General features: G+C 50.8%; 16 protein-coding genes, 1 rRNA gene and 1 pseudogene. 6 read left to right on the top strand and 12 right to left on the bottom strand.

Annotated elements, in window-relative coordinates; all coding sequences use genetic code 11:
* A 16S ribosomal RNA gene (locus EB241_RS13245) occupies window positions 1-94 on the bottom strand; the annotation flags it as partial.
* Window positions 95-616: 522 nt separating this feature from the next.
* Between EB241_RS13245 and EB241_RS13240 the strand changes: the two genes are divergently transcribed.
* Window positions 617-1,183, top strand: coding sequence for a gamma carbonic anhydrase family protein (locus tag EB241_RS13240; RefSeq protein WP_124233616.1), 567 nt, complete (start codon window positions 617-619; stop codon window positions 1,181-1,183).
* On the opposite strand, the gene EB241_RS13235 is transcribed toward EB241_RS13240, so the two are convergent.
* Genes EB241_RS13235 through dprA form a run of 6 tightly spaced genes read right to left on the bottom strand, consistent with a single transcriptional unit; the run spans window position 1,147 to window position 4,936 of the window.
* The gene (locus EB241_RS13235) at window positions 1,147-1,398 is read right to left on the bottom strand and encodes a DUF1488 family protein (RefSeq protein ID WP_124233615.1); all 252 of its coding nucleotides are present in this window, start codon (window positions 1,396-1,398) and stop codon (window positions 1,147-1,149) included. The two genes, EB241_RS13240 and EB241_RS13235, sit on opposite strands and share 37 nt — an antisense overlap.
* Window positions 1,395-2,216: a shikimate dehydrogenase gene (gene aroE / locus EB241_RS13230; protein ID WP_124233614.1), complete on the bottom strand. Its 822-nt coding sequence runs from the start codon at window positions 2,214-2,216 to the stop codon at window positions 1,395-1,397. The genes EB241_RS13235 and aroE overlap by 4 nt, the downstream gene beginning before the upstream one ends.
* Before the next feature lie 5 nt (window positions 2,217-2,221).
* Window positions 2,222-2,794 carry an L-threonylcarbamoyladenylate synthase type 1 TsaC gene (gene tsaC, locus EB241_RS13225; RefSeq protein ID WP_124233613.1) on the bottom strand — a complete coding sequence of 191 codons (573 nt, stop codon included), beginning with the start codon at window positions 2,792-2,794 and terminating at the stop codon, window positions 2,222-2,224.
* Complete coding sequence (locus tag EB241_RS13220) at window positions 2,784-3,341, bottom strand: DNA topoisomerase family protein (protein ID WP_124233612.1); 558 nt, start codon at window positions 3,339-3,341, stop codon at window positions 2,784-2,786. Before EB241_RS13220 ends, tsaC begins: the two co-directional genes overlap by 11 nt.
* Window positions 3,342-3,366: 25 nt before the next feature.
* Window positions 3,367-3,840: a DUF494 family protein Smg gene (gene smg / locus EB241_RS13215; protein ID WP_124233611.1), complete on the bottom strand. Its 474-nt coding sequence runs from the start codon at window positions 3,838-3,840 to the stop codon at window positions 3,367-3,369.
* Window positions 3,812-4,936 (bottom strand): DNA-protecting protein DprA, encoded by a 1,125-nt coding sequence (gene dprA / locus EB241_RS13210; protein WP_124233610.1) that lies wholly within the window; start codon window positions 4,934-4,936, stop codon window positions 3,812-3,814. The genes smg and dprA overlap by 29 nt, the downstream gene beginning before the upstream one ends.
* Before the next feature lie 117 nt (window positions 4,937-5,053).
* Between dprA and def the strand changes: the two genes are divergently transcribed.
* The 5 genes from def to mscL all read left to right on the top strand — a co-directional run bounded on the left by def (window position 5,054) and on the right by mscL (window position 9,817).
* Window positions 5,054-5,563, top strand: a complete 510-nt coding sequence (gene def, locus EB241_RS13205) for a peptide deformylase (protein WP_124233609.1) — start codon at window positions 5,054-5,056, stop codon at window positions 5,561-5,563.
* Between the two features lie 24 nt (window positions 5,564-5,587).
* Window positions 5,588-6,529 carry a methionyl-tRNA formyltransferase gene (gene fmt, locus EB241_RS13200; RefSeq protein WP_124233608.1) on the top strand — a complete coding sequence of 314 codons (942 nt, stop codon included), beginning with the start codon at window positions 5,588-5,590 and terminating at the stop codon, window positions 6,527-6,529.
* A gap of 48 nt (window positions 6,530-6,577) precedes the next feature.
* Entirely contained in the window at window positions 6,578-7,867 is a 1,290-nt protein-coding gene (gene rsmB / locus EB241_RS13195) for a 16S rRNA (cytosine(967)-C(5))-methyltransferase RsmB (protein ID WP_124233607.1), read from the top strand.
* A gap of 53 nt (window positions 7,868-7,920) precedes the next feature.
* Window positions 7,921-9,297, top strand: coding sequence for a Trk system potassium transporter TrkA (trkA, locus tag EB241_RS13190; RefSeq protein WP_124233606.1), 1,377 nt, complete (start codon window positions 7,921-7,923; stop codon window positions 9,295-9,297).
* Between the two features lie 112 nt (window positions 9,298-9,409).
* Window positions 9,410-9,817: a large-conductance mechanosensitive channel protein MscL gene (mscL, locus tag EB241_RS13185; protein WP_124233605.1), complete on the top strand. Its 408-nt coding sequence runs from the start codon at window positions 9,410-9,412 to the stop codon at window positions 9,815-9,817.
* Between the two features lie 59 nt (window positions 9,818-9,876).
* Here the strand turns inward: mscL and EB241_RS13180 are convergent.
* From EB241_RS13180 to EB241_RS13160, 5 genes and pseudogenes are all read right to left on the bottom strand, one after another.
* Window positions 9,877-10,088: pseudogene (locus EB241_RS13180) on the bottom strand (alternative ribosome-rescue factor A).
* A gap of 55 nt (window positions 10,089-10,143) precedes the next feature.
* Window positions 10,144-10,566, bottom strand: coding sequence for a Zn(2+)-responsive transcriptional regulator (gene zntR, locus EB241_RS13175; protein WP_124233604.1), 423 nt, complete (start codon window positions 10,564-10,566; stop codon window positions 10,144-10,146).
* Window positions 10,566-10,937, bottom strand: coding sequence for a DnaJ family domain-containing protein (locus EB241_RS13170; RefSeq protein WP_124233603.1), 372 nt, complete (start codon window positions 10,935-10,937; stop codon window positions 10,566-10,568). The genes zntR and EB241_RS13170 overlap by 1 nt, the downstream gene beginning before the upstream one ends.
* Window positions 10,938-11,050: 113 nt before the next feature.
* Window positions 11,051-11,434, bottom strand: coding sequence for a 50S ribosomal protein L17 (rplQ, locus tag EB241_RS13165; RefSeq protein WP_120458461.1), 384 nt, complete (start codon window positions 11,432-11,434; stop codon window positions 11,051-11,053).
* Window positions 11,435-11,474: 40 nt separating this feature from the next.
* Window positions 11,475-12,464 carry a DNA-directed RNA polymerase subunit alpha gene (locus EB241_RS13160; RefSeq protein WP_056232411.1) on the bottom strand — a complete coding sequence of 330 codons (990 nt, stop codon included), beginning with the start codon at window positions 12,462-12,464 and terminating at the stop codon, window positions 11,475-11,477.
* Between the last annotated feature and the right edge of the window lie 14 nt (window positions 12,465-12,478).

Here is a 12,478-nt window from a genome sequence, read left to right as displayed (position 1 = left end):
CAAAGAAGCAAGCTTCTTCCCGCTACCGTTCGACTTGCATGTGTTAGGCCTGCCGCCAGCGTTCAATCTGAGCCATGATCAAACTCTTCAATTTAAAGTTTGATTTGCTTCACCGTTCATTAAAGAACTGTGAAGCGATGCTCAAGGAAAACGTCGTAATGAATTACGTGTTCACTCTTAAGACTTGATATTTTTTTTTGCGCCTTGCGGCGCGGATATCAATCCTGCGAGTGCCCACACAGATTGTCTGATAAATTGTTAAAGAGCGGTGCGACCGGACATAACTGCCTGTCGCGAGGTGGCGTATATTACGCTTCCCTCTTTCAGAGTCAACTTCTTTTTGAGAATTTTTCCTCTGCAGATTCAGCTTTCTGAACCTCTCAACCCGGCGGCCGGTAAGCCGTTGTTCCGTATCGATGGAGGCGCATTATAGGGATCCGTTTTCAGAGCACAAGCCTTTTTTCGATCTTTCCATTCGGTTGCTGTATTTTCACTCTTTACGCTGAGATCTCAGACGATCCGCACAAAATTACCGCATCTTTCGCGGCAGATATTGATCGCCAATCCCTTCCGGCACTACGCTTCAGGGATCGTGTTTCATAAAAAAGAGGTAGTTATGTCCGGGAATTTACGCCCTTATAAAGATACATATCCGCAACAAGGTCAGCGGGTGATGATAGATGCCTCCAGCGTGGTGGTAGGCGATGTCCGGTTGGATGACGACGTGAACATCTGGCCGTTGGTTGCCATTCGCGGCGATGTGAACCAGGTGATCATTGGCAAACGTAGCAATATTCAGGATGGTAGTGTCCTTCATGTGACACATAAATCGGTGGCTAATCCTGACGGCAATCCGCTGATCGTCGGTGAGGATGTCACTATCGGACACAAGGCCATGCTGCATGGTTGTAAGATCGGTAATCGCGTACTGGTCGGGATGGGATCAATTCTGCTGGATGGGGTGATAGTAGAAGATGACGTGATGATTGGTGCCGGTAGCCTGGTCCCACCGGGCAAACGCCTGGCAAGCGGCTATCTCTATTTAGGTAGCCCGGTAAAACAGGTACGTCCGCTGACAGAAGAGGAGATCAGCGGCTTGCTCTATTCAGCAAACAATTATGTTGGCTGGAAGAATGACTATCTGGCTCAGGAAAGCCAGAACCGCCCCTGCTCGTCTTCCTGACCTGCTTTAATCACCGCTTCAGCTTCCTCTTCCAGATCCCAACGATGCTGGCGGAACAAATCCAGCATCGCTCCTTCTCCGTCAAAACGGCGAAGCAATGATTTGCCGCTGATAACACAGGTGACCTGAAAACCGTTTACCAGTGCGGGAAAACAGACCGCGCCGATCGCCTCGACCCACTCTTCCCGATCGGAGAACTGAATTGCCTGATTCACGCGCTGAGTTCTTCTTTAAGGAGCGCAATTACCGGGGTGATATCAGGAAGCTGGCCATGCCATAAACAGAAAGAGTGAGCAGCCTGCCCCACCAGCATTCCCAGACCATCGGCCAGCTGCGTAGCCCCTTGCTGGCTGCACCAGCGGAGGAACGGTGTGGGGCCGGCCTGATAAAACATATCGTAGCAACGGGAATGCTGGCCGATGAGTGTTGCAGGCAACGCAGGTATATCCCCGCCCACACCGCTGGATGTCGCATTGATGATCAAATCAAAGTGCTCTCCCTCCAGCCGATCCATCTCGCGGGCATGGATCCCTCCGGCCTGCTGAAAAACATCCGCCAGTAGTTGAGCCTTATGAGGGGTTCGGTTGGTGATCGTCAGGGAACAACCGAAAGACAATAATGGCAGGATCACACCGCGCGCTGCGCCACCGGCCCCCACCAGCAGGATCCGATCGCTGGGTTTGATCAGTTTCAGTCTCTGAAGATCCGTCAACAGACCAATACCATCCGTGTTATCACCCAACAGACGACCATCTTCAAGCTTCTTCACCGTGTTCACGGCACCAGCTATTGATGCACGCGGGGTCAGTTCATCAACCAGCTCGTAAGCCTGTTCTTTGAAAGGTAATGTTACATTGGCACCGCCTCCACCCTGAGCAAAAAACCCGGCAACAGACCGGGCAAAAGCGTCGACCGGTGCACAGACTCTGTCATAAGGATGGGCAATCCCCATCTGTTCGGCAAACAGCTGATGGATCCGCGGCGATTTGCTATGGCCGATCGGATTACCGAACACCGCAAATTGTTGAGTCATTATGGTTATCCCTTGCGAATGAGTTCACCGGTTAAAGCATCGCGAATTTCTGACGGGTTGGTGCGCCCTCCTGTTTCTGCCAGCAAAACAGGGAAGGCTTCCCCAAACTGCTGGTGAACTTCTGCCGCGGTCCGGCAGGGAGGTAAAGTGGTCAGATTCGCGCTGGTTGAAACCAGCGGCTTGTTGACGGCCTGACAAAGCTGCCGGACATCAGGATGGTCGCTGACCCGGACGGCCAGAGAAGTAAACTGCCCGGTCAACCAGCGGGGAGTGGTTGCAAGAGCGGGCACTACCCAGGTCACCGGCCCCGGCCAGCAGGCAAACATGCGCTCTTTTTGCTGCTCAGAAAGCTGAGCATCGTCGAGATAGGGCTGCAGCTGCTGATAATCGGCGGCAATCAGGATCAGCCCTTTAGCCATCGGGCGCTGCTTTAATGCCAGCAGTGCCATCACGGCTGATTCGTTATCAGGATCGCATCCCAGTCCAAAAACAGCCTCGGTAGGATAGGCGACAACAGCCCCCTGCTCGATCTGCGCCACACAATAGTCCAGGGAACCTGGTAAGCACTCATTCTTCACTGCTGTTTCCTGCTGTTACTGGCTTACCGCAGGCCTTGCTGGCGCAAAAACGCCTGGCTCCGCGCGCCGTTTTTTTCTCGATCAATAGGGGGAAATGGCAAAACTCACACTCACCCTCGATCGGCGTGAAATTGACAGCAAACTGGCAGTCAGGATAGCGATCGCAGGCGTGAAAATTTTTGCCATAACGTGAACGACGCTGCACAAGTTTGCCCTTCTCACACTGCGGACAGAAAAGCGTGGTTTCATCAGGCTTGTCGATGAGCTCCGTATGTTCACAGTCGGGATAATTGCTGCACGCAATAAACATGCCATAGCGTCCCTGGCGCAAAACCAGCTCAGCGAGACACTCAGGACAGTGCTGGTCTTCCAGAACCTTAACGATATGGCCATCGGTCTGGTTTTTAAGTGGCCGAATATAATCACACTCGGGATAGTTTGAGCATCCAAGAAAAGCGCCGTGTTTCCCGGAGCGAATAACCATTTCTGCCCCGCACTGGGGGCAGGGTTCATTTTTTCGCACAGCGAAAAGCGCTGTTTTATTCATATGCTTTATTACACGAAGGGACTCTTCAGTGCACTATTCCTTCATTGACGTCGAAAAGAAGCTCTTCCATTTGCTGATAGGCGTTTTCACATCCGGGGATATTGAACAGCACCATCAACACAACCCATTTGAGATCTTCCAGATCAAACTCAAGGGTATCCAGGGCCATAATACGTTCGATGACCATCTCACGGGTTTCCAGATTCAGCACCTGAATTTGCTCCAGGAACAGAATAAAACCACGACAATTAGCATCTAAACGCTGGCACTCTTCCTCAGTGTAGATCCGCATGGATAGTGGATCGGTCGCCAGCAGAATCGGAGCAACAAGTCCGTCCTGATAATCTGCCAGTTTTTCCAACCAGTTCAACGCATTATAAATATCTTCACGATGAAAACCGGCATCGGTTAAGTCATCAGTCAATTTATTTTGATCAACTCGCATTTCTGCTTCGTTATGGATATACGTTTCAAACAAGTACATTAGTACGTCGAACATGGCTTGCCCTCCTCAATCGGACATAGCCGCCGGGTACAGCTGCGATCCAACCTGCTAACTCCAACTCAAGCAGCTTAGCTACGATGGCTGGCACAGATTGGCCGGCACGTTCAGCGACGACGTCAACAGGTGTAACCTCATCTCCTACGTTAGCCAACACATCAGGAAATGGCAATGAAGTATTGCCCTCGCTGACAGAATATATTGCTGATCTTTGCAAAACAGGAAGCCATTGAAGATCGCTTTGCAGCTGTTCAAGAATAGTGTTGGGATGCGCTGTGAGTAATGCTCCCTGTTGGATAAGCCAGTGGGTACCTTCACTTCCCGGATTACCAATTGCACCGGGTACGGCGTAAACATCACGATTCTGCTCCAGTGCCAGTCTGGCGGTCACCAGCGAACCACTTTTTAACGCCGCTTCTACCACCAAAATACCCAGGCTAAGACCGCTAATGATCCGGTTGCGATGCGGAAAATTTCTTGCCAGTGGCGGCGCTGATAAAGGAAACTCTGAAATTATCGCTCCGCCGCTGGCAAAAATGTCTCTGGCTAATGAACGGTGTTGTCTTGGGTAAATATGGTTTAAGCCGCTGCCCAAAACTGCCAGGGTTTTTCCACCTACCTCCAACGCACCACGATGAGCAACACCGTCAATGCCTGCTGCCAGACCGCTGGTAATCGTGATACCGTTTAGTGCGAGAGCCTGCGCAAAAAAGGTCCCCCAGTTACGGCCATAGTGAGAACAATTCCGGCTACCGACAATGGCAATTTGCGGGGTCAACAATAACTCAGGATCGCCCTCTACAAAAAGGAGCCTCGGATGATCAATAACGGCTCGGAGACGTTGCGGATAATAGCGACTGTTAAAGTTCAGTAAATGATGCTGTGAGCCTTCAAGCCATTCAAGGGTCATCTGGATGACTGCATCATCATATTGCAAGAAGGATTTACTCTGTTCAGCGTTTAATCCCGCTAATTTCAGCGCATCCTTAACCGCCATACCTGGCTGATGACAAACATCAACAATCTGTAAATACTGATGTGCTTTTAATCCCCTGACCACAGACAAACGCAACCAGATCTCTGCTGACGTCATAACCAAATCCTTATGATAGCTTTCCCTTGCATAGCAGGAATGCTGTCAATCACAGACCGAAATGTCTACAATGAGGAATATAAATATTTCATCCCCTGAACACAGATCTGGAAAGTTATGTCAGTTTTGTCGGTATTACATTTTCCTGACGATCGTCTGCGCATCGTTGCGAAAGCCGTAAAAGAAGTAAATGCAGAAATTCAGCATATCGTTGATGATATGTTTGAGACCATGTACGCCGAAGAAGGCATCGGACTTGCGGCAACACAGGTCGATATTCATCAGCGTATTATCGTGATTGACGTGTCTGAAAATCGCGACCAGCGTCTGGTCCTGATCAACCCTGAAATGCTGGAAAAAAGCGGCGAAACAGGTATTGAAGAAGGCTGCCTCTCTATCCCTGAACAGCGTGCACTGGTGCCACGCGCCGAAAAAGTGAAAATCCGTGCGCTGAACCGCGAAGGTAACAGCTTCGAACTGGAAGCAGATGGCCTGCTCGCCATATGTATTCAGCATGAGATGGATCATCTGGTCGGTAAACTCTTTATTGATTACCTCTCACCAATGAAGCGTCAGCGTATTCGTCAGAAGCTGGAAAAGCTCTATCGCCAGAATGCCAGGGACTGATAAGCCTCTAAATAAGGGAACAGCGTGTCCGACCTAAATATTATCTTTGCCGGCACCCCTGACTTTGCAGCGCGTCATCTGGACGCGCTGTTGTCATCCAGCCACAACGTGGTAGGGGTTTTCACCCAGCCAGACCGCCCCGCCGGTCGCGGGAACAAGTTGACGTCAAGCCCGGTCAAGCAGCTGGCAGAGCAGCACAACATTCCCGTCTTTCAGCCTAAATCTTTGCGCCCGGAAGAGAATCAACAGCTGATTGCCCGCCTGAATGCCGATGTGATGGTGGTAGTCGCTTACGGCTTGATCCTCCCTGCTCCGGTGCTGGCTATGCCTCGTCTGGGCTGCATCAATGTGCATGGTTCCCTGCTGCCGAAATGGCGCGGTGCCGCGCCGATCCAGCGTTCACTCTGGGCGGGCGACAGCGAAACCGGCGTAACCATCATGCAGATGGATGTTGGTCTGGATACCGGCGACATGCTGCACAAACTGGCCTGCCCGATAGAACCGGAAGACACCAGCGCCTCTCTATATAACAAGCTGGCCAGGTTGGGCCCGGCAGGCATGCTGGCAACGCTTGAGCAGCTTTCGGCCGACACGGCAAAACCTGAAGTGCAGGATGATGCACTGGTCAGCTACGCGGAAAAACTCAATAAAGAGGAAGCGAAGATCGACTGGACGCTTTCCGCTGCTCAGCTTGAACGCTGCGTCCGCGCTTTTAACCCGTGGCCGGTAAGCTATTTCACCGTTGAAGATCAGCCAGTCAAGGTCTGGAAGGCCTCTGTTCAGCCCCATGTCGACAGCAAACCGGGTGAAATCGTGCAAGCTGACAGGCACGGTATTCAGGTCGCAACGTCGAATGGTGTGCTGGTACTTGAAGAGCTGCAGCCAGCAGGCAAAAAAGCCATGCAAGCCCAGGATCTGCTCAACTCCCGCCGTGACTGGTTCACCCCCGGCAATATTCTTGCCTGATATTTTGCCCGGCGTGATGCCGGGTGACTTTTGACTTGCGATAGCTCAATGAAAAAAAATACCAACTTGCGCGCTCTGGCTGCCCAGACTATTGAGAAAGTGGTCGAACAGGGACAGTCGCTGAGCAACGTGCTGCCCACCGCACAGAAGACTCTGGTGGATAAAGACGCTGCCCTGCTGCAGGAGCTTTGCTATGGCGTTCTCCGCACTCTGCCCCAGTTGGAATGGATCATCAACCAGCTGATGGCGCGGCCGATGACCGGTAAGCAGCGCTCGATCCACTTCCTGATCATGGTGGGCTTATATCAACTGATGTTCACCCGTATTCCGGCCCATGCGGCACTGGCTGAAACGGTGGAAGGTGCCATTGCCCTTAAGCGCCCGCAGTTGAAAGGTTTGATTAACGGCGTACTGCGGCAGTTCCAGCGTAAGCAGGAAGCACTGATGCAGGCAATGAACGAAGGCGATCAGAAGTACCTGCATCCCAAATGGCTGCTTGCTCGCCTTAAACGTGCCTGGCCACAACAGTGGCCTGGCATTGTTGATGCCAACAATCAACGTCCACCAATGTGGCTACGCGTGAATCGCCAGCATCATACCCGCGATGCCTGGCTGGAGCTGCTGAAAGCAGAAGGAAAAAGTGCACAACCCCATCCCGGCCATCCTGATGCCTTGCGGCTGGAAACCCCTTGTGCGGTAAGCCAACTACCCGGCTTTGATCGTGGCTGGGTGACGGTGCAGGATGCTTCAGCCCAGGGCTGCGTGGCTCTGCTTTCTCCTCAGAATAACGAATCTGTCCTCGATTTATGCGCGGCTCCTGGTGGTAAAACAACCCACATTCTGGAAGCTGCCCCTCAGGCACACGTGATGGCAGTGGATATCGACGCCCAGCGCCTGGCACGGATCGGTGAAAATCTTCAGCGTCTCAATATGACCGCCGATGTAAAACTTGGTGACGGCTGTACGCCTGAAGAGTGGTGCGGTGACGCCCGGTTTGACCGCATCCTGCTGGATGCACCCTGCTCTGCAACTGGGGTAATCCGCCGCCATCCTGATATTAAATGGCTGCGCCGTGACCAGGACATTGTAGAATTGGCCAATCTCCAACGTCGTATTCTTGACGCTATCTGGCCATACCTGAAACCTGGAGGTACCTTACTGTACGCAACTTGCTCAGTTTTGCCGGAAGAGAATCATTTGCAGATCGCTGCCTTTCTGGAACGTCACAGTGATGCGCAATTGCAGGAGACCGGTAGCGCCGAACAACCAGGCTTGCAGATATTTCCCAATCCGATTGACGGGGATGGCTTCTATTATGCCAGGCTGTGTAAAAACTAAATGCTCAGGTTGGTTTGGTACCTTCTGATCCTCACAAAGCAGACGGAAGCAAAATGAAAATAATCATTCTTGGAGCAGGCCAGGTGGGCGGTACGCTGGCAGAAAACCTCGTTGGTGAAAACAACGATATAACAATCGTTGATTCGAATGGTGTGCGTTTGCGCCAGCTTCAGGATAAATTCGATCTGCGGGTAGTCCAGGGACATGGTTCTCATCCCAGAGTATTACGCGAAGCTGGAGCAGAAGACGCAGATATGTTGGTTGCTGTGACCAGTTCGGATGAAACGAATATGGTCGCCTGCCAGGTTGCTTATTCTTTATTTAATACTCCTAACCGCATCGCCCGCATCAGGGCGTCTGATTATATCCGTGATGCCGGGAAGCTGTTTATTCCTGAAGCCGTACCGATTGATCATCTGATCTCTCCTGAGCAGCTGGTTATCGATAACATTTACCGTCTGATCGAATATCCCGGTGCGTTGCAGGTGGTCAACTTCGCCGAGGGTAAAGTCAGTCTCGCGGTGGTTAAAGCTTATTATGGCGGTCCCCTGGTCGGTAACCCCCTTTCGATTATGCGTGAACATATGCCGCATATTGATACCCGTGTTGCTGCAATTTTCCGCCAGGATCGGCCCATTCGCCCACAGGGATCCACCATCGTTGAAGCCGGTGATGAAGTATTCTTTATCGCGGCAAGCCAGCACATCAGAGCGGTGATGAGTGAATATCAGCGTCTGGAGAAACCCTACAAACGCATCATGATCGTCGGCGGTGGTAACATTGGTTCGGGCCTGGCACAGCGGCTGGAGAAAAGCTACAGCGTGAAGTTAATTGAGCGTGACCAGCAACGTGCCACCGAATTAGCTCAGGTATTGCAGAACACTATCGTATTTTATGGCGATGCTTCCGATCAGGAACTTCTTGCCGAAGAGCACATCGATCAGATTGATCTGTTTATTGCCATCACTAATGATGATGAAGCAAATATCATGTCTGCAATGCTGGCAAAGAAAATGGGTGCAAAGAAAGCGATGGTTCTGATCCAACGCAAAGCCTATGTTGATCTTGTTCAGGGCAGCGTAATTGACATCGCTATTTCACCACAGCAGGCCACTATTTCAGCATTGTTAAGTCATGTACGTAAAGCAGACATTGTGGGCGTTTCCTCATTACGCCGCGGAGTCGCGGAGGCCATTGAAGCTATTGCTCATGGTGACGAAACAACTTCACGGGTGGTCGGCAGGCAGATCGATAATATTAAACTTCCTCCCGGGACTATTATTGGTGCGGTAGTCCGTGGTGATGAAGTACTTATAGCCAACAACAATTTACGTATTGAGCAGGGCGACCATGTAATTATGTTTCTGACAGATAAGAAGTTTGTGCCTGATGTAGAACGTCTGTTCCAGCCAAGCCCTTTCTTCCTCTGACTGTACCGCATAAGGCGCTGTGTAGGCTAAAGGACAGATTTATTAACAATTGAAATGGCAAAAACCATGTCCTTTGTTAGACTTAACAATTTGCAAAGGACAGGAAAGAACCATGAGTTTATTCAAAGAGTTTCGTGATTTTGCGATGCGCGGTAATGTTGTCGATCTTGCCGTTGGCGTCATAATTGGTGCTGCATTTGGTAAGATTGTCTCTTCACTTGTCGCAAATATTATTATGCCACCACTAGGCCTGTTAATCGGTGGCGTGGATTTTAAATCGTTTAGTTGGGTATTGAAGCCTGCGGAAGGCACTACGCCTGCCGTGGTAATGCAATATGGCGTATTCATTCAAACCATTTTTGATTTCGTGATTGTCGCTTTTGCCATTTTTATGGCAATCAAGCTTATGAACAAGCTTTACAAGCGTAAAGAAGTAGAAAAGCCAGCCCCAAAACCAACTGCAGAAGAGATATTATTAACTGAAATCCGTGATTTGCTGAAACAGCAGCAAAAGAGCTAACCTCAATTTCACACCTATTATTTCAGCAACTGTCTGTGCAGAGTATTAATCAGCAAAAGCTATTTCGTTTGCAGATTTAAATGAAAGCCAGTGGTAAAGCTGTCTTTACCACTGGCCTCCCGGTTGCCCTTACCGAGATGTTTATCTTTTCGCCGGTAACGCTCTTTGCCTTTCTGATTAACTTCTGTTCTGGCTTGAAAAGCGGATCGTGCAGCAGAGCTTCGATTGCATTATCCCGAATAAGACCTTTCTTGTGTTGATAACCTGACATGATAGTTTCCTGTGATTGATGGTTGCGATGAATACAGAACTGAACCTGCCAAAGATCAATCTGCTGCAGAAGCAAGCGCACCTTTTTCCAGAGATTCCAGAATAGAACAGTAAACGCTGCTGTGGGCCGTACCGCAACAGGCATCATTCAGCCTCTGTAGCGAACGCTGCATATGCTGCAACTCAGCAATCATGCCCTCCACTTCCAGCAGCCTGGTCTGAACAATGGTTTTCGACTCCTGGCAGGTATGATGTTCGGGATCGACCCGAATTGACAGGAGTTCACGGATAGCCTCCAGGCTAAATCCCAGCTGTCTGCCATAACGGATAAATTTAAGCCGCTGCAGGTCATTGTCACTGTAAAGACGAAAACCACCTTCAGTGCGAATTTCATGATCCATCATCTGCTGCTTTTCATAGTAACGGATGGTGTCTGGGGTGACGCCTGCGAGTTTAGCCAGCTGGCCAATCTTGTACATTATTCTTCTCCGCGAAAACGCTGGTGCAGGCGAGAAGCATATCCGCCCTGCAAAAAGTTGGGGCTCATTCCGGCCTGTCGTAACTTAATGGTCAACAGGGTCAGGCGCTTTGATTGCTGAGCAAACTGCTCATCATGAGGATCGATACCGGCCAGCAGCTCGTGCAGCTCAATCGCTTCGCGCCGTATCTCAAGTTCAGGAGGAAGAAAGCCGGCGTTTTTCATTAGCCGGTAAGCGGCACGCAGCGCCTCAGGAACATGACTGTCATCATCCAGCTCCAGCTTTCTTCCGCTGCCGGGCAGGTTATCGAATTCACCGTTTTTCTGTGCCTCAGAAATATGCTGTTCTGCCAGTTGGTCAATAAGCCACATAGCGCGACCTCTTGGAGGGGATAAAAGTAAACAGGATAGCGTGAAGAGGATAAGAGCGGAATTTCGGAGATAAAAAAACCGGGCAAAGCCCGGTTTTTCCAAACGGCAACAGATTACTCTGCTGCTTCTGCTTGAGCTTCTGGACGATCAACCAGCTCGATGTAAGCCATCGGAGCGTTGTCACCAGCGCGGAAGCCACACTTCAGAATGCGAGTGTATCCACCGGCACGGCTCGCGAAACGCGGGCCCAGCTCGTTAAACAGTTTTGCCACGATCTCGTTATCACGAGTACGGGCGAATGCCAGACGACGATTAGCTACGCTGTCGGTCTTGGCAAGAGTAATCAGCGGCTCAACTACACGACGCAGCTCTTTCGCTTTTGGCAGGGTCGTCTTGATGATCTCATGACGAACCAGAGAGCCAGCCATGTTGCGGAACATAGCCTGACGATGGCTGCTGTTGCGGTTCAGTTGACGACCACTCTTACGATGGCGCATGACCTTATCCTTCTCAGTGAAACCTTAACCTGTGATCGGGTTATTCATCAGCAATGCTTGCGGGCGGCCAGTTTTCCAGGCGCATGCCCAGAGACAAACCACGAGAAGCCAGCACGTCTTTAATCTCAGTAAGAGATTTTTTGCCGAGGTTAGGCGTTTTAAGCAGCTCAACCTCAGTACGCTGTACCAGATCACCGATGTAGTGGATAGCTTCTGCCTTAAGGCAGTTAGCAGAGCGGACAGTCAATTCCAGATCGTCAACAGGGCGCAGCAGGATCGGATCGAATTCTGGTTTCTCTTCTTTCACTTCCGGCTGACGTACATCACGTAAATCAACGAAAGCTTCAAGTTGTTCTGCCAGGATAGTAGCCGCACGGCGGATCGCTTCTTCAGGATCGATAGTGCCGTTGGTTTCCATTTCGATGACCAGCTTGTCCAGGTCAGTACGCTGTTCTACACGCGCTGCTTCAACATTGTAGGCAATACGCTCTACAGGGCTATAGCAGGCGTCGACCAACAGACGACCGATCGGGCGCTCATCTTCTTCCGAATGAATTCGGGCAGAAGCCGGCACATAACCACGACCACGCTGAACTTTGATACGCATGCTGATAGCTGCGTTCTCATCGGTCAGGTGGCAGATCAGGTGCTGCGGCTTGACGATTTCAACATCACCATCATGGGTGATATCGGCTGCAGTCACAGGGCCAATGCCAGATTTATTCAGAGTAAGAATAACTTCGTCTTTCCCCTGAACTCTTACCGCCAAACCTTTCAGGTTGAGCAGGATTTCCAGGATATCTTCCTGTACACCCTCTTTGGTGCTGTACTCATGCAGTACACCATCAATTTCAACCTCGGTCACCGCGCAACCCGGCATTGATGAAAGCAGAATACGGCGCAGTGCGTTACCAAGAGTATGGCCAAAGCCACGCTCTAAAGGCTCAAGGGTCACCTTGGCGTGCGTCGAACTCACTTGCTCGATATCTACCAGGCGCGGTTTTAGAAACTCTGTCACAGAACCCTGCATTGTGTCCTCTCTTT

Source organism: Erwinia psidii (assembly GCF_003846135.1).
Lineage (GTDB): Bacteria > Pseudomonadota > Gammaproteobacteria > Enterobacterales > Enterobacteriaceae > Erwinia > Erwinia psidii.
This window is presented reverse-complemented; position numbering and strand designations above follow the sequence as displayed.